The sequence below is a fragment of the Streptomyces sp. NPDC002935 genome, from assembly GCF_040611295.1.
Lineage (GTDB): Bacteria > Actinomycetota > Actinomycetes > Streptomycetales > Streptomycetaceae > Streptomyces.
Genome location: NZ_JBEXNW010000002.1, coordinates 107,382 through 130,405, shown reverse-complemented (window position 1 = coordinate 130,405; position 23,024 = coordinate 107,382). Strand labels below are relative to the sequence as shown.

Sequence of the window (23,024 nt, the reverse complement as noted above, 5' to 3'; positions counted from 1 at the left end):
GGGCTGTGGACGGGCTGTGTTCGGGTGGGGTTGGACAGTTTTCGCCGAGCCGTTCGCGTCGGCTACTCACCGGAGTGACAATTTCGGGGCTTTGTGGAGCTGACGGCACATCACATCGTGAGAGAAGTGGGGGACGACTCCGGCAAATCGGGACCACGCCGCCCTCGTACCATCAAAACGCCACCCACCAGGGCCAGTACGCATCCCAACGCACCGGCACCGATCGGCAACGTCTCCCCCAGAAGACGCAGTTGACCGCTCTCGGTCCTCGCCTGCTCGACCTGGTCACGCTGGGTCGCGGCCGTGAAGGCCAGTTTCCGGCTGTCCAGGAGTACCGCCGCGTCCTTCTCGCCGCCCGGGGCGCGCAGTGTCTTGCGCGGGCCGACCTGCGCGTAGATCACCCGTCCGGTGCGCTGGTCCGCGACGAGTTCGATGAGGTGGTTGGCGTACCACTCCTCGGCGAGCACCTGGCTGCGCTGCGGCTCGCCGACGATCGCGCCCGGCACCAGTCGCGTCCCGGTCCGGGTGGCGGGGACGGTTCCGGTGAACCGGTACCCCTCGTACCCGCGGATCTTCCTGGTGCCCTTGTAGTGCAGGGTGACGGGCGCGCCGAGGGAGTTGTCCCACCAGCGGTAGGCGCGTTTGCGCAGGTCGAAGGGGAATTTCAGATAGGCCTCGCCCTCGTAGTACGGGCTCTCCTGGCAGCAGTGCGCCGGCTCGTTGGACCTCCGGTCGGTGACCCAGCGGCCCGGTGTGAACTCCAGGGCGTCGTGCGGGTCGGCCGCGGGCAGCGACCGGTCCGTGTCGACCGTCGTCGTCACGTCCCAGACGGCCTTCCCGCTGCGCTCGCTGTCGGCGACGTCGCCGCGCACCACCTGGGTGACGGTGATGTTCTGGCCGGGCACGGTCTCGACCTTGTCGACGTCGAAGACGCTGCCGGTGCCGGTGTAGACGGCGGTGGTGTCGATGTCGATCGGGTTCACGGCGGCACGTGGCTCCACGTACCAGACGAGCATCGGGGCCAGCACGAGGAGGAAGGTGCCGAGGCCGACGAGGATCAGGGAGACGGGTGAGAACTTCCGGCGCATCCGGGCACTCCAGGGGCGTGAGGAGGCTCGACGCACAGGTGATATCTGGTGGTACGAGGTGATACGGATGCGTCGACACCGAGGGAGAAAGTGCACGTGCGGTATGGGCCGGGAACCGTAGGCGCACCCTTGACGGAGTGTCAATGCATTGTCGAGACTGGCTCCTGCCGGGCGGGGCCGGCGTGGGCGGTGTCCGTGGGACCACTCGACCGGTGGCCGCGCGGTCCCGGGGTGGGGACGACCTCCGACAGAGAGGCTGACCCTGCGATGTCCAGACTGCTCGCCGCCGCACTCACCGTGGCCGTCGCCGCCGCACTCGCCGTGGGTGCCGCCCTCGGCATCGTGGCGCTGCTCGACGCGACCCCCGATCAGCCGAACACGCCGCTGATCACCTACCAGAATGCCGGCCAGGAGCGCTGACCGTGCCGAGCCGCAGAGGCGCACGGCCGGCGCTGTCGCGTGAGGACGAAGGTCCCTCCTGGCCGAGCGGGGCCGAGAAACCGGGGGCGCGCGGAGACCCCGACGAAGCGGAGTCCGGGCAAGGCCGCCCTTCCGGCACCGGCCGCGCCGGCCCGCCGGGCACCGGCCGCGCCGGCCCGCCCGGCACGGTCAGCGCTGCCCCCGAGGCGGACCGGGCGGCGCAGGGCCGCCCGGGGCCCGGCACCGCGCGCTCGGCCTGGCACGACGTTCCCCGTCTCCAGGTGCGGCAGTTCGCGACGATCGCCATGGCAGAGGCGCCGGTGCTCGCCGAGGAGATCCTGCGCGAGATCCGTCGCGAGTACCCGCAGCTGCCCCTCGTCCTCGACGACTCCGGCGAGCCCATGGCCCTGGTCGGCATCCGCCGCGCCATCGAGGTCTTCGTGCAGCACCTGGAGACGGCGGAGGGCCGCCCGCGCGTCCACCCCGAGGTCTTCCAGGAATTCGGCCGGGGCGAGGGCATGCACGGCCGCAGCCTCGACTCGCTCCAGGCGATCTACCGGCTGGGGGTCAGACTCGCCTGGCGGCGGTTCGCGGAGATCGGGCAGCGTGTCGACATCCCGCCCCCGGCGATGTACGAGCTCGTCGACGCGGGATACGAGTACCTGGACGGTCTCGTCGACCAGTCCGTACGCGGCTACGCGGAGGCGGCGGCCCGGCAGGCCGGGGAGCGGCTGCGTCTCCAGCGGCGCCTGATGGAGCTCCTGCTCTCCGAGGACCACACCCGCGGCGATCTCGCCGAGGCGCTAGTCGAACGGGCCGCCCGGATCGGCTGGCCGCTGCCCGACCGGCTGGCCGTCGGAGTGCTGCTGCGGCCCGCCCGGGAAGCGGTCGCGCCCGCCGTCGGACCGAGTGTGCTGCTCGACATGGAGTACGAGCAGCCGCGCATGGTCGTGCCCGAGCCGGACGCCGCGGGCCGCCCCGAGCTGCTGCACCGGGCGCTGACCGGCTGGGCCGGGGCGATCGGGCCGCCGGTGCCGCTCGCCGACGCCGCGAAGTCGCTGCGCTGGGCGGAGGCCGCCGTACGGCTCATGGAGCGGGGGCTGCTCCCGCCCGGTGAGGTCCTGCACTGCACGGAACACACCGAGGCGCTGGTGCTGCTCCAGCCCGAGGAGCTGATCGACGATCTCGCCCTGCGCTGCCTGGAACCGCTCGCCCACTGCGGGCCCACGCACGGCCGGAGACTCGCGGCGACCCTGCTGGCGTGGCTGGAGACCCGGGGCGGCGCCCCCGAGGTCGCGGCCCGTCTCGGTGTCCACCCGCAGACCGTCCGTTACCGCCTCCGGCAGATCAGAGAACTGTGGGGCGACGAGATCGACGACCCCGACCGGCGGTTCGAGCTGGAGCTCGTGCTGCGCGCGCAACGTCTCCGCGGCGAGCTCGGAGACCCCCGCCCCCGCCGCTGACCGGGCCCGGCGCCGACTCCCGTCCACCGGGCCGTCGTGCCAGGTACGGGCCCGTCGCGGGGCTCCTCGTGGGGCCTGTCGTGGGGCCCGTCGCGGGGCTCGCCGTAGGGCTGTCATGGGCTGTCGTTGGGTGTCGTGGGGCTCTCCGGGCCGGGGACACTCCCCAAACCATTGCCCGGCCAAGGTCAGTATGACTAGCCTGTGTTCGTCATGCCGATCGTCTGTTGAAATTTCGAACATAAGGGAGCCGGTTGTGGGACGCCTCGTACCTGCCGTGACCCGAGCTCTGGACATACTGGAGCTCTTCCTCGACGGGGACGGGACTCTCTCCGCCCCCGACATCGTGCGCAGGCTCCAGCTGCCCCGCACGACCGTGCACGAACTGGTCACCACGCTCGCCGCCCGCTCGTACATCGTGCAGGTGCCCGGCCAGCCGGGACGCTACAGGCTCGGAGTACGCCCGTACCAGCTCGGCAGCCGCTACGCCGAGCAGCTCGACCTCGCGGCCGAGGGCCAGCAGGTCGCCCGCTCCGTCGCCGAGACCTGCGACGAGACCGTGCACGTGGCGATCCTCGAAGGCACCGACGTCATCTACATCGCGAAGGTCGACTCGACGCACGCCGTCCGGATGGTCTCGGCGGCCGGCCGCCGCCTTCCCGCGCACTGCACCTCCGTCGGCAAGATGCTGCTCGCCTCCCTCTCCGAGCCGGAGCTGAGCTCACGCGTCCCCGACGGCGCCGACCTCGTCGCGATGACCCCCAACAGCATCACCGAGCCGGGCGCGCTGCGCGAGGCCCTCGCCGAGATCCGCCGTCGGGGGATCGCCGTGGAGAGCCGCGAGTCCAACCCGGACGTCAGCTGTGTCGCCGCCCCGGTCCGCGACCGTGCCGGGCAGGTCGTCGCGGCGCTCTCGATCTCCGTACCGATGATCCGCTGGAGCGACGAGCGCCGTGTCGAGCTGGAGCAGCTCGCGGCGAAGGGTGCCGCGGAACTGTCCGAGCGGCTCGGCCACCGGAACGTGCGATGACCGCCCTCGAGGTCGCGGTCCCGGCGCAGGCGGCCCTCGGCGAGGGTCCGACCTGGGACGTCCGGGCGCGCCGGCTCATCTGGGTCGATGTCCTCGGCTCGCGGGTCCACACCTACGACCCCGCCTCCGGGCGCCGCACGGTGATGACCACCGAGCAGCACGTGGGTGCCGCCAAGCCCCGCGCGGGCGGCGGCCTGGTCGTCAACCTCCGTGACGGAGTGGGCCTCTACGGGCCGACGGCGTCCGGCGGGTCCACCGGCGCCGGAAAGGTGGAGAGGACTGAGGGAGACGAGGAGGGCGAGGGGTCCGACAGGACCGGCGGCACGTTCCGCTGGCTGCATCGTGAGCCCGTGCCCGGTCGCCGGGCCAACGACGCCGCCGTGGCCCCCGACGGCTCGCTGTGGTGCGGCACCATGCGCTACGACGAGGCACCGGGCGGGGGCACGCTGTCGCGGATCGCCCCCGACGGCACGGTCCACGCGATCCTCGACGATGTCGCCGTCAGCAACGGCACGGGCTGGAGCCCCGACGGCCGCCGTGTCTACTACGTCGACTCACCGACCAGGCGCATCGACGTCTTCGGCATCGCCGACGACGGGCTCCCGGTCGACAGACGCCCGTTCGCGACGGTGGAGGACGGTTCCGGCTTCCCCGACGGTCTGGCCGTGGACGCCGACGGCTGCGTCTGGGTGGCCCTCTGGGACGGCGGAGCGGTCCGCCGCTACACGCCGGACGGCGCGCTGGACCGGGTCATCGACCTGCCGGTGAGCCGCCCCACCTCCTGCGCGTTCGGCGGCGCCGACCTCACCGACCTGTACATCACCACCGCCCGTACGGGCCTCACGGCACCGCACCCGATGTCCGGCTCCCTGCTCGTCGTCCCGGGCGCGGGCAAGGGCCTGCCGCAGCCGGAGTTCGCCGGATAGCCGGCGCACCCAGCCCCGCCGCGAGTCCCCGCCCAGGTGCCGGTCACCGGGCGGGGACTTGGCGTTTTCGCGCCAACGTTTTTGCGTAAACCATTGACTGGTAAGCGCTTCCTGTCTACGGTCCCGTTCGAATTTGCGATCATCTGTCGAAATCTCGAACAGTGGGAGCCGCTCCCACCCCAGGCGCCCCCGAAAGGACACCATGCGCACCGCCCGCTTCGCTCTCGACCCCGCCTTCACCGTCGGCGAGGTCAACCCCCGTCTCTTCGGTTCCTTCGTCGAGCACCTCGGCCGCTGCGTCTACACCGGCATCTTCGAGCCCGGCCACCCGGCCGCGGACGCCGAAGGCCTGCGCACGGACGTGCTGGAGCTGGTCCGCGAGCTCGGTGTCACAGCCGTCCGCTACCCCGGCGGCAACTTCGTCTCCGGCTACAACTGGGAGGACTCGGTGGGCCCCGCCGAGGAGCGGCCCCGCCGACTGGACCTCGCCTGGCGCTCCACCGAGTCCAACCGCTTCGGGCTCAGGGAGTACATCGGCTTCCTCAGGAAGATCGGCCCGCAGGCCGAGCCGATGATGGCCGTCAACCTCGGCACACGGGGTGTCGCCGAGGCCCTGGAACTCCAGGAGTACGCCAACCACCCCTCCGGGACGGCCCGTTCCGACCTGCGGATCGCGCACGGCGACAAGGACCCGTTCGGCATCAGGCTGTGGTGCCTCGGCAACGAGATGGACGGCCCCTGGCAGACCGGCCACAAGACCGCCGAGGAGTACGGCCGGCTCGCCGCCGAGACCGCCCGCGCGATGCGGCAGATGGACCCGGACCTCGAACTCGTCGCGTGCGGATCCTCCGGGCAGGGGATGCCGACCTTCGCCGAGTGGGAGTCGACGGTCCTGGCCGAGACGTACGAGCTCGTCGACCACATCTCCCTGCACGCCTACTACGAGGAGACCGACGGCGACCGGGACTCCTTCCTCGCCTCCGCCGTCGACACCGAGTCGTTCATCGAGAACGTCGTGGCCACCTGCGACCACGTGGGCGCCCGCCTGAAGTCCGCGAAGAAGATCGACCTCTCCTTCGACGAGTGGAACGTCTGGTACCAGAGCCGGCCCAACCCGCACCCGGTCGAGGACTGGCAGGAGGCCCCGCGTCTGCTGGAGGACGCCTACTCCGTCACGGACGCGGTCGTCTTCGGTTCGCTGCTCATCGCGCTGCTGCGGCACGCGGACCGGGTGACCGTCGCCTGCCTCGCCCAGCTCGTCAACGTCATCGCGCCGATCATGACCGAACCGGGCGGACCGGCCTGGCGGCAGACGACGTTCTATCCGTTCGCGCAGGCCTCGGCGCACGGACGCGGGAGGGTCCTCGACGTCCGGGTCGACTCGCCGACGTACCCGACCCGCAAGTACGGCGAGGCGGACCTGCTGCACGCCACCGCGGTACGCGCCGAGGACGGTTCGGTCACCGTCTTCGCCGTCAACCGCGGTCAGACCGAGCCGCTGCCGCTCGAAGTCGCCCTGAACCGGATGGGGTTGACGACGGTGGTCGAGCACAGCGCGATCGCCGACGCCGACCCGGACGCCACCAACACCCTGCACGACCAGGAGCGCGTCACCCCGCACCCGGTGGAGGGGACCACGCTCCGGGACGGCACGCTGAGCGCCGTCCTGGAGCCGCTGTCCTGGAACGTGATCCGGCTCGCCTAGGACCGGCCCTGGGCGGTCGTGGGGCCGGGGGAGTCCACCGGGGTCACCCGTACTCCTCCGGCCGCGCTGCCCAGCAGCGTCAGTTCCACCCGGCCGGGTCCGGCGGCGGTGGTCCCGTCGGACAGCACGGCGAGGGCCAGTGTGTTGAGCCCCCGTGTGCGCAGAACCCCGTTGGGGAGGACGAACGTGTGCTGGGGCCCTACGTCGTTGATGTACTGGCCCATGTTCCAGCCGTTCAGGAAGAGCTGGACGCGATAGGCGCGAGCCGGGTCGTCGGTGAGGGTGAGCCCGATCGAGGCGTCCACCCCGGAGTCGACGGCGAGCCGGAAGCCGGTGCGGTACCAGGTGACCCCCTGGCGCCGCTCGGCGCGCGGGAAGCCGACCACCTTCCAGTGGCCGTCCGCGAACCCCGGCAGATGCCAGCCGTGCCGCTCCCCGTGCAGACCTCCGGTGTTGAGCGGTCCACGTACGGGATCGGGGGCCGCCGTGCCCTGGATACGCCAGCCGACCGCGGGAGCCGCCCCGGTGAAGGTGACGGCCGTCAGACCCCGGGCCACCTTGTGGGAGTCGTCGGCCTTGCCGTCCTGGTCGTGCTGCATACGCCGGACCAGGACGGACAGCACACGGGGGTGCCCGGCCCGCGGCCGGACGGGGAAGGTGGCGGTGGCCGCCCAGGTCCCCTGCCGCACGGTCTTCTTGTCCGGCACCGGCATCCGGTGCGTGCCCAGCGGCTCGCCGTCCAGCCAGGCCATCAACAGCCCCTGAGTGCCCGCGACATAGGAGAGGGACACCGACTCGGCGTTGGCCGCGTCGGCGAAGTGCCCCCGGTACCAGACGTCGCCGTAGTGGAAGCCGTAGTCGTCGGCGAACAGCACCGGCTGCCCGGCGGGTACGGGCGTGACGCTGTACGAGGTTTTCTTGTCCGCGACCCGCCACGCCGTGTCGTCGTGATCGGTGGCCGACTCGGGATTCCCGTCGGCCCGGCGCCAGTCGGTCAGCGCGGGCAGCCGCACCGGAGGCACCCCGGCCAGCGGCTGCTCGGCCCGCAGACTCCCGGAGGCGGTGGCACAGGCCCTCAACGTGCGCTGGTTCCAGACGAGTTCACTCATCCCGCGCGGCCCCCACACCTCCAGGTCCGCCGCCCGTACGGTGTCCCCGGTGAGATGGATGGCCGTGCCGCGCAGGGCGGCCGTGCGCAGCAGCGCCGGGCCGCGCACCAGCACCGGACCCGACGGGGTGTCGTACCGCCACAGCAGGCGGGAGCTCTCGTCGTCGGCGAGCAGCAGCAGGAGGGGGGCGGCGATGCCACCGCCCTTCACCAGGACCCGGGTGATGCCGCCGAGCCGGGCGTCGATCCGCAGGACTCCGTCCCGGTACGTGTGGCCGGCTTCCCCCTCCAGCACGGTGACGGTCGGCTCGCTCGCGGACTCCAGGCAGGTGCGCGTCGACTCGCCCGCCCGGCCGGTGAACACCGCGATGTCCTGCCGCCCGGCGGTCAGCCACAGCATCGGCTGGGCGGTGGAGTAGCTCAACTTCCACCGCCCCAGGGAGATTCCGGCGGCGACCAGGCGGGCGTCGAGGCCGGGCACCGGCACCGCGACGGTCGTCCCCGCGAGCGGGACGGAGGCGACGGCCTCGGTGGACGAGTCGTTGCGCAGCACGTGGAAGTGCGCCTTCGTGTCCGGATTGACCAGGTGGTACGCCTTGATGCCGAGGTCGGCACCCGTGTCGTCGTCGGGGATCTCCTCGCCGCGGTCCAGCTTCGCCAAGTCGGGCACGGAACGCAGCAGTTGGCCGAGCTGGTGCATCGGGACGAGCTTCTCGGTCGGCTGCCGGGCCTCGTCGAGGGCGGCTCCGTAGTCGTACGACGTGTAGACGACCGGCGCGGGCAGCCAGCCCCAGGACGTACCGCCGAAGGTCATGTAGACGTTGTGGATCGTGATGCCGTTGGCGAGGTTGGTGAGGTAGAAGCGCCGCTCGTAGGCCGCGTTCCGGGTGATGCGCGACCCCGCGTACCCCAGGCCGTCGAACTCCGCCCCGCCCCACGGATCGAACCAGCCGCCCCCGAACTCGGGGATGAACCCCGGGGTGTCCGGACTGGCGGTCGAGCCGCCCTTCGCGCCGCCGATGCCGAAGTGGCCCCAGTCCGGTGGCGTCTTGGAGGGAGAGGGATAGCCGTCGAAGCCGTAGAGGTAACGCCCCCGCTCGCCGCCCATGTCGAAGGTGCCGGGGGCCCAGTGGCCGTTCCTGCCCTTGTCGTTGTGGAAGAGCGGTACGTCGATGCCGTCGGCCCGCACCTTGGCGTAGAGGTGCGCCATGTAATCGCGGCCCGCGGGCTCGGTCACATGGTTGTCGTACTCGTTCTCCAGCTGGTAGAGGACGATCGTGCCGCCGCCGTCGGTGTAGAGGTGGCGGGCGGCGATGCGGTCGACGGCGGTCAGCCAGGCGTCGACGTGCTGGAGATAGGTGGGGTCGGAGGTGCGGGCGACGCCGGGGGTGGCCGTCAGCCAGCCGGGGAAGCCGCCCGCGTCGACCTCGGCGTTGATGTACGGGCCGGGGCGCAGGATGACATACAGCCCGGTCTCGGCGGCGGTGCGCAGGAACAGGTCGAGGTCGCGGACCCCGGTGAAGTCGAACTGCCCAGGTGCGGGGGAGTGGTAGTTCCACGCGACGTAGATGCTGATCGCGTTGTAGCCGTGGGCGCGCAGCTTCTGCAGGACGTCCCGCCACAGGGACGGGCTCGGCAGCCGGAACGGGTGGACCTCCCCGGACCAGATCACCAGGCGCTGCCCGTCGATCAGCATCGAGTACCGGTCGAAGCCGACCGTGTGCGACCGGCCGTCGGCGCTGGGCGGTGCGGGCGCGGGCCCGGTGGGTGCGAGGGGCGCCCTTCCGGCCGCGCACGCCTCGATGCCCCCGCTGCCGCTCAGCGAGAAGCCGAGCGCGGCGGTGCCGGCGAGTGCGCTGAAGGTACGTCTGCTCAACACCATGCGGGTCCTCCCGGGGACGGCGATGGGGGTTCCCCCGGTCGGGCCGAGCCCGAGGATCCGGGGGAAGGTGCGGCCATTGTCCACAGGAGCGGGTCATCCGATCGTCATATGACGATCACGGCGCGGGCGGATTACGCGGGATGGGCGCCCGCCGAGGGGTGCGGAACGCCGGAACGACGGCCCCTGGCCCCGGGCCGCCCGTCCGTCGTGGCCGGGGGCGGCCCGCACGATCACGGGCCGCCCCCGGCCTCCGTGGGGGGAAGGGGCGGGTCAGCTCGTCTCGACGCCGAGCGTCAGGGTGCCGGTGTATCCGGCGGAGGTGGTGCTGCCGAGGGCCGTCAGCGTGAGGAGGCCGGAGGAGGCGCCTCCGTCGTCGTAGATGGAGTCCTGGGCGAGGGTGGTGCGGGTGACCGTGTTGGTGGAGTACGGGGACACCTTGGCCATGGCCGCGGTGATCGTCTCGCTGCAGAAGAGCTGGCCGGTGTGGAGTTCCCTGCCGCCGGTGAAGGAGCCGTCGGAGGTGAGGGTGACGCCGGTGTGCACCTTGACGTGGATGTGCACGCAGCGGCCCCGGTACCAGCCTGGGTAGATCGTGGTGATGTTCGCGACGCCGGACGTGTTCGTCAGGACGCCGCCGCGCAGGAACGTGCCGTCGTCCGGTTCGCTGTGGCCGTTGTTGCCGACGAAGCCGGAGTACTCGCCGAGCGCGTCGCAGTGCCAGATCTCGACCAGGGCGTTGCTGATCGGCACGCAGGTGTCGTCGTCGACGACGGTGAGCACCAGCTTGAGCGGGGCGCCCGCCTTGCCTTCGGTGACATTGGCGCGGACGAGCTGTCCGTCGAGGTAGTAGGGGCCTTCGGTCATCTCCTTGGTGAGGGTGCAGACGGCCGCGGCGGCGACCGGGGTCGCGTCGGCCGTGTCGGTGTCGGTGTCGGTGCCGGGGGCGGCGGGTGCCGCGGCGCCCACGGCCAGGGCCGCGGCCGTGGCGCCCGTGGCGATCAGTACGGTGCGGCGCCCGACCGGGGCCTCTGACATGTCTTTCGCGGGGGTGTTTGTCATGAACACGGCACCGTAGGAGGGGAGGCTGTCCGTGAGCTGTCAGTTCCGCAAAGTGACAGCACGTCAAGCTCCTTGTTGGACAGGTTGCGCGGTCGGCCTCGGCTCAGCGTGCCGTCTTCGCGATCGACGTCAGGACCGCCCTCGGGTCGCCGCCCGGAGCGACGGACGCGCCGATCTTCGACCGGATCGCGGCCGACACCCGCGACCAGCTCGTCTCGGAGAGCGGATACAGGCTCACGTTGCCCAGGGCGTCGAGGCCGTTCCAGAGGCGCTTGTAACGGCCGTCGGCGCGCATGCGGGCGCTCACCGACGCGGTGACCGGGAGCAGCTGGTACTCGGCGGCCTGTTCGCGTACGTACTTGTCGCCGTACAGGAAGTCGAGGAACGCGCCCGTCAGTTCGCGGTGGCCGCCCTGCTTGAAGGCGGTGATCCAGTCGGCGGTGCCCATGGTCGGCACGGTCTTGCCGGTCCTGCTCGGCAGCGCGACGGTGCCGTAGGACACGTGCGTCGACGAGTCCTCGATCTGCCGCATCAGGGAGAGCGGGGCGTTGACCATCGCGGCCTCGCCGTCCACGAAGGCGGTGAGCGCCGCGCCGCGGTTCAGGCGGCCGGGCGCGACCGGGCCCGTGAGGCCCGCCTCGACGAGGTTCGACCTGAGCCAGGTGAGGGTCGAGACGTTGGCGTCGGAGGCGAGGTCGTAGCTTCCGGCGTTGTTGGTGTAGCCGCCCTCTCCGGCCAGCAGCCACCCCAGGGTCTCCGCCTCCGCCTCCTCGGGCCCGAACGGGAGCGCGATCGGGTACTTGACGCCCCGGGCCTTCAGCACGCGCGCGTCGACCAGGAGTTCCTGCCAGGTGGCCGGGGCTTTGAGGCCCGCCTGCCGGAACAGGTCCTTGTTGTAGTAGAGCAGCCGGGTGCTCGCGGTGAACGGCAGCCCGTACTGGGTACCCGCGACCTTGCCCGCATCGGCGAGGCTCCGCACGAACCCGGCCTGGACGGGGATCGAGAGCAGCTCGTCGGCGGAGTACAGCTTCCCCGCGGCCGCGTACTCGGCGAAACTGCCGGTCTGTACGACGTCGGGTGCCTTGCCCCGCTTCACCAGCGCGGCGACCTTCGCGTCCACGGTGTCGGCCGGGTAGACCGTCGTCACCACCCGCACGCCGGGGTGAGTGGCCTGGAAGGCGAGCCCGACCCGGTCCCAGTAGCCCTGGGAGTTCTTGTGGACGCTGTCGCCGTAGTTGGTCGCGACGACGGTCAGGGTGGTGGCCTTCGCGTCCTTTGTCCCCGACCCCGCGCCGCAGCCGCCCGCGCCCGCCACGAGCGCGAGCGCGGCGACCATCGTCCCTATGATCCGGGCACTGCGACGCACGGCCATCACCCCTGTTCCAGCCATTCTCGACGCGCGTAGATGAAGAGCGTCGATCGTAGGCCGGGAGGCGGGCGGCGCACAGGGCCGCGACGGTTGCGTTTTGGTTCCGGCGGTGTGTCACCGGCGGCACACCAGCACCTTCGCCCCGTCCGCGCCGCCGGACACGGGCGGTTCCCGGCGGTCGGCCCGTGGCCGGTCGTCGGGTGTCCGCCCTGATGTGAGTGGCCTAGGGCCTGTCCGGCGGATCAGGTCGGAGGAAACCTGCGGCGCCTGATCAGCGCACGTGAGCGGGGTCTGGTGCGTCCAGCTGCAAGGCGGAGGAGGGCGTCGATGCGGAGCATCGGCAACCGACGACAACGCAGCTGGGGGTCCCCCCTGCTCGAAGAGCTTGGGGGAGGGGGTGCCAGGCCCCGCGTCTCCGGCATGATCCGCCGGACAGGCCCTAGCCGGCCTGGTTGTACAGCATCGCGCCCACGGCTCCCCAGCCGCCGTCCGACTGCGGTGGCGGCGGCTCCGGCTGGGTCCTGCCGCGGACCTGGGCCGCCGTCAGGCCTCCCTGCGCGCCCATGGAGGCGGCGTTGGCCATCCCGGGCATACCCGTCTGGGCGGCCGGCTGGAGACCCGCCGGCTGGGCCGGGGCGGGCATGGCCGCGGGGGGCATCTGAGCCGGCATCGCACCCGGGCCCTGGGCCGCGGCCGGCCAGGCGGTGGGCTGCGGAGCGGGGTAGTTCGAGGCCGCCATGGGCTGCTGCGGGGCGGGATAGGGCGAGACGGGCTGCTGGGCGGGGTAGGCGGCCGCGGCGGGGCGCGCGGGCTGGGCGGCGGGCTGCGCGGGCGGCAGGATCGGCTGCGGGACGGGCGCCGGCGCGGGCTGCACCTGAGCGGGCTGCCCGGGCCAGGCGTTCGCCTGGGCGGCCAGCCCCTGCATGCCCGCTCCGTTGGTCGCGCCGACGAGCCGGTCCACCGCCGCCGTACCCGAGCTGTAGCCGGTCCCTTGGCTCAGCTCGGGTACGGCGGTTCCCCTCCTGGACCCGTAGAGCACCTGCTCCAGGCCGGACACCAGGCGACGCACATCCGTCTGGGGGCGCACCACGAGTCTCAGGAAGCGGCTGGACGAACCGACTTTGTTGCCGCACTCGCGGACCAGGATGCGATGCTCGGTGAGCAGCCGGTCCCGGACCACGGTGCCTTCGGCGCCGACGGGGAGGCGTACGAACAGGAAGTTGCCCTGCGAGGGGTAGATCGTCAGACCGGGCAGCGCGGAGAGCTGGCGGGCCATGTCGAGCCGGTCGCGGCGGACCATGTGCAGGCTCTCCATGTATTCGGCGCCGTGGTTCTTGAGCATGAACACCACGGTCTCCGCGAAGGAGTTGAGGTTCCACTTCGGCAGCATCGAGCGGACCTTGCCCGCGAGCGCGGGGTTGGCGACGAGATAGCCGAAGCGGATGCCGTGCAGACCGAAGTTCTTGCCGAGGCTGCGCAGCACGATGACGTTGGGCCGCATCACCGCGTCCTCGACCACGCTGGGCTCGGACTCGGCGTCGGCGAACTCCAGGAACGACTCGTCGATGATGACGAGGTCCAGGTCGGCCATCGCGTCCATGAACTGGATGACGGACTGGCGGGGCAGGAAGCCGCCGTCGGGGTTGTTCGGGTTGCAGATGACGGCGACCTTGGTGCCGCGGGCGCGGATGAACTTGGCGTACGCGGCGAGGTCGAGTGCGAAGCCGGTGGACTCCTGGAGCGGGAACATGTCGACCCGCTTGCCGGTCTCCATCGGCTGGTCGGTCCAGCGGCCGAACGTGGGGACGGGGATCGCGAGGGACTCACGGACCAGCAAGTGATCGATCCATGTGATGAGTTCGGTCGACCCGTTGCCCATCGCGACGCACTGCGGCGGAAGTTGGAGCAGCGAGCACAGTTCACTGGTGATCGTGTCGGCGCTGCTCGGGTAATAGGTGATGATCTCGCGCAACCGGCTCGCGAGTTCGTCGAACATCGCGGGGGTGGGGAAGTACGGGTTGCACGGAATACAGAAATCCACGGGCCCGGCTCCGTCGCCCTCCCGCGTCAGTGCGGCCATCGACGGGCTGTGCGCCGCGGTGCCGCGAAAGAGCGAGGTGACATTGCCGGCCATGGAACCTCCGTATGGGCGAGCCCGCTGGGGAGGACGGGCCCTCCGTCTTTGGGTGGCCCGCGCGGGGGAGCACGGGCCGCCCTTTCATACGGATACGGATGTGGCGCTGTTCAATCGCTGCGCAATCGTGTGGACTTTGTGAACCGGCTGTGAAGCCGGGTCACGAACCGAACGAGTGCACCGTGCTGGTCCGGTACGTCTGTCCGGGCCGCAGCACCGTCGACGGGAACGACGGATGGTTCGGGGAGTCCGGGAAGTGCTGGGTCTCCAGGCACAGGGCGTCGCCCTGGCGGTAGATGTGGCCGCCGGTGCCGACCAGGGTGCCGTCCAGGAAGTTGCCCGAGTAGAACTGCAGGCCGGGCTCGGTCGTCGCGATCTTCAGGGTGCGCCCGGAGGAGGGGTCGCGGAGCGTCGCGACATGCTGGGGCTTCGCCGTGATGCCCTTGTCGAGGGCCCAGTTGTGGTCGATGCCCTTGCCGTACAGGAGCTGCTGGTGGGCGAGGCGGATGTCCTCGCCGACGGTCTTCGTCCGGCGGAAGTCGAAGGGGGTGCCGGCGACCCTGGCCAGTTCACCGGTCGGGATCAGACCCGAGTCGACGGGGGTGTAGCGGGCGGCCGAGATCTCCAGCTCGTGGTCGTAGATCGAGCCGCTGCCCTCGCCGGTGAGGTTCCAGTAGACGTGGCTGGTGAGGTTGACGACGGTGGCCTTGTCGGTGGTGGCCTCGTAGTCGACGCGCCAGTCGCCGTGCCTGGTCAGGGTGTAGGTGACCTTCGTCCTGAGCGTGCCCGGGTAACCCATCTCGCCGTCGACGCTCGTGTAGTGCAGGACGAGTCCGACGTCGGAACCGGAGGTGAAACCCTCCACGTCCCAGACGCGCTTGTCGAAGCCCTTCGCGCCGCCGTGCAGGCTGTTGACGCCGTCGTTGACGGAGAGCTGGTGGCTCTTGCCGTCCAGGGTGAACTGCCCCTTGGCGATGCGGTTGCCGTACCGGCCGATCAGCGCGCCGAAGTACGGGCTGCCGGCGACGTAGGAGTCGATGTTGTCGAAGCCCAGCGAGACGTTCTTGTATCTGCCGTGCCGGTCGGGGATCTCCAGGGACTGGACGATTCCGCCGTACGACAGGACCTTGAGCCGTGTCCCGCCGTTCTGCAGCGACCACCGGTGGACCTTCGTCCCGTCGGCGAGCCTGCCGAAGAGCTCCTTCTCGGGCTTCCTGCCGCCCGAGGCGTGCGCCGTGCCGACGGTGGCCGCGGTGATTCCCGCTGCCGCCGCCGCTGCTATGACCGTACGTCTGCTCGTTTCCATGTGCGGCTCCTGCCCAATGGAGGGGCCCCGTCTCTCGGCGGGGCCCCGGCTGACTTACGAACCGACCTTGCGCTTGTTCCACACGTCGAAGCCGACCGCTGCCAGCAGGACGAGACCCTTGATGACCTGCTGGTAGTCGCTGCCGATGCCGACGAGGTTCATACCGTTGTTCAGCACGCCCAGGACGAGACCACCGATGATCGCGCCGAGGACCGTGCCCACGCCGCCACTCATCGACGCACCGCCGATGAACGAGGCCGCGATGGCTTCGAGTTCGAAGTTCAGGCCCGCCTTCGGCGAGGCCGCGTTGAAGCGGGCCGCGAAGACCAGGCCCGCGAGTGCGGCGAGCATGCCCATGTTGAGGAAGACCAGGAAGGTGACCTTCTTGTCCTTCACACCCGACAGCTTGGCCGCCGGAAGGTTGCCGCCGATCGCGTAGATGTGCCGGCCGATGACCGCGTTGCGCATCAGGTAGCCGAAGCCGGCGACCAGGACCCCGAGGATCAGCAGGACCACCGGAGCACCCTTGTAGCTGGCGAGCAGCATGGTGACGGTGAGCACGGCGGCGATCAGCGCGACGAGCTTGAGCAGGAAGAGGTTCTTCGGCAGGACGTCGAGCGAGAACTCCTGCTGCCGCTTGCGGTCGCGGACCTCCTGGAACACCACGAACGCGATCAGGCCGATGCCGAGCAGCAGCGTGAGGTTGTGGTAGTTCGTGGTGGGTCCGACCTCGGGCAGGAAGCTGTTGGCGACCTTCTGCAGGCCCTCGGGGAACGGGCCGATCGTCTGGCCCTTGAGGAAGATCTCGGTCAGACCGCGGAAGATCAGCATGCCCGACAGCGTCACGATGAACGACGGCATGCCGAGATAGGCGATGAAGAAGCCCTGTGCGGCGCCCGCCGCCGCGCCGATGGCCAGGCACATCACCAGGGCTATGGGCCAGGGGATGTCGTGGTTGACCATCAGCACGGCTCCCACCGCGCCGACGAACGCCGTCAGCGAGCCGACCGACAGGTCGATGTGGCCCGCGATGATGACGAGCATCATGCCGATCGCGAGGATCAGGATGTAGCTGTTCTGCAGCACCAGGTTGGAGACGTTGCGCGGCAGCAGCAGGTCGCCGCCGGTCCACACGGTGAACAGCACCACGATCAGGCCGAGGGCGAACAGCATGCCGTACTGCCGCATGTTGCGGCGCATGCCGTCCAGCATCAGCTGGAACAGGTTCTCTCCCGTGTCCGAGCCGCTCTTGTCGGCCGGCGCCGGGGCCGGCGTCTTGGCGGTCACATCCGTGCTCATCGGGTTACCTCTTTGTCCTTCGTCATCTGGCGCATCAGCGTTTCCTGCGAGGCCTCCGCCCGCGAGAACTCACCCGTCAGCCGTCCCGCGGCCATCGTGTAGATGCGGTCGCACATACCGAGCAGCTCCGGCAGCTCGGAGGAGATGAAGACGACCGCCTTGCCCTCGGCCGCCAGCTTGTCGATGACCGTGTAGATCTCGAACTTGGCGCCCACGTCGATCCCGCGGGTCGGCTCGTCGAGGATCAGCACCTCGGGCCCCGCGAAGATCCACTTGCTGAGGACGACCTTCTGCTGGTTGCCGCCGGACAGCTTGCCCACCGGCTCGAAGACGGTCGGCGCCTTGATGTTCATGGAGGTGCGGAAGCCCTCGGAGACCTGCCGCTCCTCGTGCTCGTCGACCACACCACGCTTGGAGACCTTGTCCAGGGCGCTGAGTGTGATGTTGCGGTTGATGGTGTCGATGAGGTTGAGCCCGTAGTGCTTGCGGTCCTCGGTGACGTACGCGATCCCGTGCCCGACCGCTTCGGACACGGTCTTCGTACGGATCTCGTCGCCGTCCCTGAGCACCGTGCCGCCCGCGTACCGGCCGTAGGAGCGCCCGAAGACACTCATCGCCAGTTCGGTGCGTCCGGCGCCCATGAGGCCCGCGATGCCGACTATCTCGCCGCGCCGCACGGAGATCGACACATCGTCGACCACCTTGCGCTGCTGGTCGATCGGGTGGAACACGGTCCAGTCGCGGATCTCCAGTGCGGGCGCCGCGCCCGCCTCCGGCTCGTGCGGTGTCCGCTCCGGGAAGCGGTGTTCGAGGTCACGGCCGACCATGCCGCTGATGATCCGGTCCTCGGTGGTCTCCGGCGCCTTCACGTCGAGCGTCTCGATCGTCCGCCCGTCGCGCAGGATGGTCACCGAGTCCGCGACCCGCTCGATCTCGTTCAGCTTGTGGGAGATGATGATCGAGGTGATGCCCTGGGTCTTCAACTCCAGGATGAGATCGAGGAGTTTGCCGCTGTCCTCGTCGTTCAGCGCGGCCGTCGGCTCATCGAGGATGAGCAGCTTCACCTTCTTCGACAGCGCCTTCGCGATCTCCACGAGCTGCTGCTTGCCCACGCCGATGTCGGCGACGCGGGTCTGCGGGTTCTCGTCGAGCCCGACCCGCCGCAGCAGCTCGGAGGCGTGCCGCAGCGTGTCGGTCCAGCTGATGATGCCGCGCGTGGCGTGCTCGTTGCCGAGGAAGATGTTCTCCGCGATGGAGAGGTAGGGCACCAGGGCCAGTTCCTGGTGGATGATCACGATGCCGTGGTTCTCACTGGCCCTGATGTCCCTGAAGGAGCAGACCTCCCCCTCGAAGAGGATGTCCCCTTCGTAACTGCCGCTCGGGTGAACGCCTGAGAGGACCTTCATGAGGGTCGACTTGCCGGCGCCGTTCTCCCCGCAGATGGCGTGGACCTCGCCCTGCCGGACGGTCAGAGTGACGTCCGAGAGCGCCTTGACGCCGGGAAAGGTCTTGACGATCGAGCGCATTTCCAGGACGGGTCCCGCCATGGTCGTGCCTTCCAATCACTAGGGGGTGGCGGTTACTTGAGGTCGCTGTCCTTGTAGTAGCCCGTGGTGACGAGCTCCTTCTCGTAGTTGCTCTTGTCGACGCTGACCGGCTGCAGCAGGTAGGCGGGGATCACCTTGGTGCCGTTGTCGTACGTCTTGTCGTCGTTGATCTCGGGCTTCTTGCCCTTGAGCGCGGCGTCGACCATGTTCCCGGCGACCTTCGCGAGCTGGCGGGTGTCCTTGTAGACGGTCATCGTCTGCTCGTCCGCGATGATCGACTTCACCGACGCGAGCTCGGCGTCCTGGCCGGTGACGACCGGCAGCGGCTTGCTCTTGGAGCCGTAGTCGTCCGACTTCAGCGCGGAGAGGATGCCGATGGAGATGCCGTCGTAGGGCGAGAGCACGGCGTCGACCCGGGCGCTCTTGTACGAGGAGGTCAGGATGTCGTCCATGCGCTTCTGGGCGGTGCCGCCGTCCCAGCGCAGGGTGGTGACCTGGTTCAGCGCGGTCTGGCCGGACTTGACGACGAGCTGCTTCTTGTCGATGTACGGCTGCAGGACCTTCATCGCGCCGCCGAAGAAGTACTTCGTGTTGTTGTCGTCGTTCGAGCCGGCGAAGAGCTCGATGTTGAACGGGCCCTTCTTGGAGCCGTCCGCGAGACCGAGCTTCTGCAGGATGTAGTTGCCCTGGAGCTCGCCGACCTTCGAGTTGTCGAAGGACGCGTAGTAGTCGACGTTCTTGGTGCCGAGGATCAGGCGGTCGTAGGAGATGACCGGGATCTTGGCGTCGGCGGCCTGCTGGAGCACGTTGTTCATCGACTTGTTGTCGATGGCCGCGATGATCAGGGCCTTCACACCCTGCGTGATCATGTTCTCGATCTGCGAGACCTGCTGGTCCGGGTCGTCCTCACCGAAGGCCAGCTTGGTCTTGTAGCCCTTGGACTCAAGGTCCTTGACCACGTTGTTGCCGTCGCCGATCCAGCGCTCGGAGGACTTCGTCGGCATCGAGATGCCGATAGTGGCGCCCTTGGTGTCTCCCGACTTGTCCTTGCTGCCGCCGTCGCCGTTCTGGCCGCAGGCGGTCAGGGCGAGGGCGAGGGATGCTGCTCCGGCTATGGCGGTGAGAGCGGCTCTGCGGTTACGCATGATCATCATCCTTGATGTCTTGGACCGGGCTCGGTCTCGCGGAACTCGAATGCTCCGGGAGCTTTGAGAGAGGAAGGCCGAGAAGGGGTGTGTTGGATTGTGCGCGACTGTGTCGGCTTGTGTGAAGGGGGTTTGTGCGAACGTTATGAGGGAGTGTCGAACCGCGTGAGCTTGCCGGGCAGACGGGTGCCGAGCGGCGCCATGTCGCCGTCCGCTCCGTGCCGCGCGAGCAGGTCGAGGGCGAGCCGGCCGCGCCGCACTCTCTCCCGGGCCGTGCTCAGGGTCAGGTCCCGCAGATGGTGTCCGTACGGGTAGATGCCGGGCGTCTTGGACAGCCCGAACTTCAGATACAGCGGTGCGCCGCGCCGGATCAGCTCGGCGACCTCGTACATCCGGATGTACCCGCCGAGATCGTCGGGGGCCTCGATGTACAGGTCCATGGGGGCGGCGGAGACCCGCCGGATCTCGGTGAGGTGATCGAGCGTCAGATCGCTCGGCACGTTCACCGAGTCGGCGCCGAGGTTCTCGTACACGGCGTACGAGGCCGGGTTGACCGGACCGATCAGCGCCGAGACCTTGAACGTGGTGTCGGGCGGGATGATCCCGGCGACCCGCGCCCGGTGCAGCGTCCACAGCACGCCCTCGTCGGCGACGAGCAGGCACTTGACGCCCAGTTCCGTCGCCCGGACGGCGTCCTCGACACAGCCCGCCACGGCGTCGTGGCCGCGGGCACGCAGCCCGGCGCCGCGCGAGTCGGTGCGGACCGAGGCGCCGATGTCCCAGATGCCGCGCGGACCGGTGAACAGGCAGAGCTCGATGTCGCGTTCACCGGTGGCCTCGACCATCTCGGTTATCTCGGCATCGGTCAGCATCCAGATACCGCTGCCCTGGCTGATCCGGTGGATCGGCACATCGAGCCGCGAGGCCTCCTTGAGGACCACGGCGAGCGCCTCGGGCCCCTCCACGGAGGGAACCTCGGTCCGCCAGCGACCGCCCTCCGGAAAGGTGTGCGGCGAGGCGTCGGCGGGGGAGAGGGCGGGCGCGCCCAGACCGAGCGCGGAGAGCACCTGCTCACCGGGTCGACGGGCTGCCGTAGGGGAGGCGTCGGTCACAAGGTGTCCTTCATGTTCGAAATTTCGGGCAAGGTTCGCGGCGATGGGTGTGCGGGGGCCGGGTGTACGCCGGTACGGAACCGTCAGGAACTCCGCACCGGCGTACGGCTCAGGCGGTCACGGCTTCAGCAGGACCTTTCCGACCTTGGGATCACCGGAGCCCACCAACTCGATGGCCTCGGGGAACGCGGCGAGCGGCAGCTCGTGCGTCACCAGCGGCGACGGGTTCAGCAGGCCGGCGCCGAACACCCGCACCGTGTGCGCCCAGGCCTCCGGCGGCGCCCCGAACACGGTGTGCACCTCCAGCTGCCGTACGACGAGATCGGTCGGGTCGAGTCCCTCGGCACCCGGCGCCGGGATCCCCGTGAGGACCAGGCGTCCGCCGCGCCGCAGCAGGGAGGCGGCGGTGCGCGCGGCGGACGCGGACCCGGCGGTCTCGATGACGACGTCGAAGTCGTCGGGGAGCTGCTGGTCCCTGGTGCGGAAGTCGGTGGCGCCGAAGTCCTTCGACAGCGCGGCCCGGTCCGGGCGGGTGCCCACGACGAGCAGCTCGGCCGGGGAACCCGCCTTCAGGAACTGCACGGCGAACATGCCGAGCGTTCCGGTGCCCACCACCGCCACGCGCTCACCGGGCCGCGCGTTCGCCTTGAGCGCGGCGGCCGCGATGCAGGCGGCCGGTTCGAGCAGGGCGGCGGCGGTCAGATCGGCGTCGTCGGGCAGGACGTGGAGCAGCCGCGCCGGCAGCGTCAGCGTGCTCGCCATCGCGCCCGGCTGGGTGAACCCGGTCTCCTCGTACCCGGCCGTGCACAACGTTGTCTCGCCCGCGTGGCAACGGTCGCAGACCTGGCAGTTGCGGAAGCCCTCACCGACGACCTTGCGGCCGACCAGCGCCCCGGGGACACCGGCGCCGACCTCCTCGACGGTGCCGGACCACTCGTGACCCGGGGTCAGGGGGTAGCGGACGTACCCCTCGGGCCGGTTGCCCTGGTAGACCTCGCGGTCGCTGCCGCAGATGCCGACCGCGTGCACCCGTACGAGCGCCTCGCCCGCAGACGGCCGAACCGGCTCGTGCGGGGTCAGCCGGTGCTCGCCCGGCCCCTCGATGACGACCGCGGTGCTCACTGCGCCCCCTTGGGTTTGCGCTGCTCCCAGCCGTCGGCCCACAGGTCGAACCGCGCCTGCTGCTGCGGGAACTCGGCCGCCGCGTCGACGTCCAGCTCGACGCCGAGACCGGGCTCGTGCGACAGCTCGAAGTAGCCGTCGACGACCTGCGGAGCGCCCTTCACGACCTTCTTGATCTCCGCGTCCGCGAAGTCGTTGAAGTGCTCCAGGATCTTGAAGTTCGGGGAGGTGAACCCGACCTGGAGGGAGGCGGCGGTCAGGACCGGGCCGCCGACGTTGTGCGGTGCGACCAGGACGTAGTGGGCCTCCGCGGTGGCGGCGAGCTTCCGGGTCTCCCAGATGCCGCCGATGTGACCGACGTCGGGCTGGATGATGTCGACGGCCTGGCTCTCGAACAGCTCGCGGAACTCGATGCGGTCGTGGATCCGTTCACCCGTGGCGACCGGGATGTCGACCTTGGCGGCGACCTTCTCCAGCGCCTTGAGGTTCTCCGGCGGCACCGGCTCCTCCAGCCACGCGGGCTTGAAGGGCGCGAGCTCGTGGGCCAGCCGGACGGCGGTCGACGGCGAGAAGCGGCCGTGCATCTCCAGCATCAGCTCGGTCTCGGGCCCGATCGCGTCGCGCACCGCCTCGATGAGCGACACCGAGTAGAGGGTGGCCTCGTGGTCGAGCTCGAAGTGGCCGGTGCCGAAGGGGTCGATCTTGAGGGCCTTGTAGCCCCGGGCGACGACCTCCTGCGCGGCCTTGTGATAGGCCTCCGGGGTCCGTTCGGTGGTGTACCACCCGTTGGCGTACGCCTTGACCCTGTCGGTCACCTTGCCGCCGAGAAGCTGCCAGACGGGCACCCCGAGGGCCTTGCCCTTGATGTCCCAGCAGGCCATCTCGATGACCGCGATGCCGGACATCACGATCTCGCCGGCGCGCCCGTAGTCGCCGTACTTCATCCGGCGGACCAGGTCCTCGACCGCGAACGGGTCGGAACCGAGAATATGGTTGGCCTGCGCCTCGTGCAGATAGCCGATCAGCGCGTCGGTGTGGCCCAGCATGCGGGTCTCGCCGACTCCGGTGATGCCCTCGTCGGTGTGCACCTGGACGTAGGTCAGGTTCCGCCAGGGTGTCCCGACCACGTGTGTGGTGATTCCCGTGATGCGCACGGCAGATGCCCCCTGTGCTTCAGCTCTGTTCGAAATTTCGTCACACGTTCGAAATGCTGGCGTGACAGTAAGGACGCGGCCCCCGGAGTGTCAATGGGTCGGACGCATAACGGTTTCGCCGCGATGGGCGCAGGATGGCGGGGAATGTTCGGAGGTGT

17 protein-coding genes are annotated in these 23,024 nt (G+C 70.0%); 5 read left to right on the top strand and 12 right to left on the bottom strand.

The window, feature by feature from the left end; translation table 11 throughout:
- Positions 1 to 110 precede the first annotated feature (110 nt).
- On the bottom strand, positions 111 to 1,088 hold the full coding sequence (locus ABZX90_RS02790; protein WP_351119399.1) for a DUF3068 domain-containing protein: 978 nt from the start codon (positions 1,086 to 1,088) through the stop codon (positions 111 to 113).
- 267 nt (positions 1,089 to 1,355) lie between these two features.
- Here ABZX90_RS02790 and ABZX90_RS02785 point away from each other — a divergent pair, with 267 nt between their 5' ends.
- The 5 genes from ABZX90_RS02785 (at position 1,356) to ABZX90_RS02765 (ending at position 6,629) form a co-directional block, all read left to right on the top strand.
- Positions 1,356 to 1,508 (top strand): hypothetical protein, encoded by a 153-nt coding sequence (locus ABZX90_RS02785; protein WP_351119397.1) that lies wholly within the window; start codon positions 1,356 to 1,358, stop codon positions 1,506 to 1,508.
- A gap of 281 nt (positions 1,509 to 1,789) precedes the next feature.
- A complete protein-coding gene (locus ABZX90_RS02780; RefSeq protein WP_351119772.1) occupies positions 1,790 to 2,971 on the top strand; it encodes a helix-turn-helix domain-containing protein in 1,182 nt (393 codons plus the stop codon).
- A 253-nt stretch (positions 2,972 to 3,224) separates the two neighbouring features.
- Entirely contained in the window at positions 3,225 to 3,998 is a 774-nt protein-coding gene (locus ABZX90_RS02775) for an IclR family transcriptional regulator (RefSeq protein WP_351119396.1), read from the top strand.
- Positions 3,995 to 4,924 carry an SMP-30/gluconolactonase/LRE family protein gene (locus ABZX90_RS02770; RefSeq protein WP_355201032.1) on the top strand — a complete coding sequence of 310 codons (930 nt, stop codon included), beginning with the start codon at positions 3,995 to 3,997 and terminating at the stop codon, positions 4,922 to 4,924. Before ABZX90_RS02775 ends, ABZX90_RS02770 begins: the two co-directional genes overlap by 4 nt.
- Positions 4,925 to 5,126: 202 nt before the next feature.
- On the top strand, positions 5,127 to 6,629 hold the full coding sequence (locus tag ABZX90_RS02765) for an alpha-N-arabinofuranosidase (RefSeq protein WP_355201030.1): 1,503 nt from the start codon (positions 5,127 to 5,129) through the stop codon (positions 6,627 to 6,629).
- Here the strand turns inward: ABZX90_RS02765 and ABZX90_RS02760 are convergent.
- From ABZX90_RS02760 to ABZX90_RS02710, 11 genes are all read right to left on the bottom strand, one after another.
- The gene (locus ABZX90_RS02760; protein WP_355201029.1) at positions 6,626 to 9,619 is read right to left on the bottom strand and encodes a beta-galactosidase; all 2,994 of its coding nucleotides are present in this window, start codon (positions 9,617 to 9,619) and stop codon (positions 6,626 to 6,628) included. The two genes, ABZX90_RS02765 and ABZX90_RS02760, sit on opposite strands and share 4 nt — an antisense overlap.
- 270 nt (positions 9,620 to 9,889) lie before the next feature.
- Entirely contained in the window at positions 9,890 to 10,678 is a 789-nt protein-coding gene (locus ABZX90_RS02755; RefSeq protein WP_355201027.1) for an intradiol ring-cleavage dioxygenase, read from the bottom strand.
- Positions 10,679 to 10,781: 103 nt separating this feature from the next.
- Positions 10,782 to 12,050: an extracellular solute-binding protein gene (locus ABZX90_RS02750; RefSeq protein WP_355201300.1), complete on the bottom strand. Its 1,269-nt coding sequence runs from the start codon at positions 12,048 to 12,050 to the stop codon at positions 10,782 to 10,784.
- A 436-nt stretch (positions 12,051 to 12,486) separates the two neighbouring features.
- Complete coding sequence (locus ABZX90_RS02745; protein WP_355201025.1) at positions 12,487 to 14,181, bottom strand: histidinol-phosphate transaminase; 1,695 nt, start codon at positions 14,179 to 14,181, stop codon at positions 12,487 to 12,489.
- A 160-nt stretch (positions 14,182 to 14,341) separates the two neighbouring features.
- Positions 14,342 to 15,487 carry an aldose epimerase family protein gene (locus tag ABZX90_RS02740; RefSeq protein ID WP_355201023.1) on the bottom strand — a complete coding sequence of 382 codons (1,146 nt, stop codon included), beginning with the start codon at positions 15,485 to 15,487 and terminating at the stop codon, positions 14,342 to 14,344.
- Between the two features lie 54 nt (positions 15,488 to 15,541).
- Positions 15,542 to 16,786 carry a multiple monosaccharide ABC transporter permease gene (gene mmsB, locus ABZX90_RS02735; protein WP_351134518.1) on the bottom strand — a complete coding sequence of 415 codons (1,245 nt, stop codon included), beginning with the start codon at positions 16,784 to 16,786 and terminating at the stop codon, positions 15,542 to 15,544.
- Positions 16,783 to 18,333 (bottom strand): multiple monosaccharide ABC transporter ATP-binding protein, encoded by a 1,551-nt coding sequence (mmsA, locus tag ABZX90_RS02730; protein WP_355201021.1) that lies wholly within the window; start codon positions 18,331 to 18,333, stop codon positions 16,783 to 16,785. The genes mmsB and mmsA overlap by 4 nt, the downstream gene beginning before the upstream one ends.
- A 32-nt stretch (positions 18,334 to 18,365) precedes the next feature.
- On the bottom strand, positions 18,366 to 19,484 hold the full coding sequence (chvE, locus tag ABZX90_RS02725) for a multiple monosaccharide ABC transporter substrate-binding protein (protein WP_351134547.1): 1,119 nt from the start codon (positions 19,482 to 19,484) through the stop codon (positions 18,366 to 18,368).
- Between the two features lie 137 nt (positions 19,485 to 19,621).
- Positions 19,622 to 20,590 carry a hypothetical protein gene (locus tag ABZX90_RS02720; protein WP_351134521.1) on the bottom strand — a complete coding sequence of 323 codons (969 nt, stop codon included), beginning with the start codon at positions 20,588 to 20,590 and terminating at the stop codon, positions 19,622 to 19,624.
- 117 nt (positions 20,591 to 20,707) lie between these two features.
- Positions 20,708 to 21,712: an alcohol dehydrogenase catalytic domain-containing protein gene (locus tag ABZX90_RS02715; RefSeq protein WP_351134523.1), complete on the bottom strand. Its 1,005-nt coding sequence runs from the start codon at positions 21,710 to 21,712 to the stop codon at positions 20,708 to 20,710.
- Positions 21,709 to 22,866 (bottom strand): mandelate racemase/muconate lactonizing enzyme family protein, encoded by a 1,158-nt coding sequence (locus tag ABZX90_RS02710; protein ID WP_351134525.1) that lies wholly within the window; start codon positions 22,864 to 22,866, stop codon positions 21,709 to 21,711. The genes ABZX90_RS02715 and ABZX90_RS02710 overlap by 4 nt, the downstream gene beginning before the upstream one ends.
- Between the last annotated feature and the right edge of the window lie 158 nt (positions 22,867 to 23,024).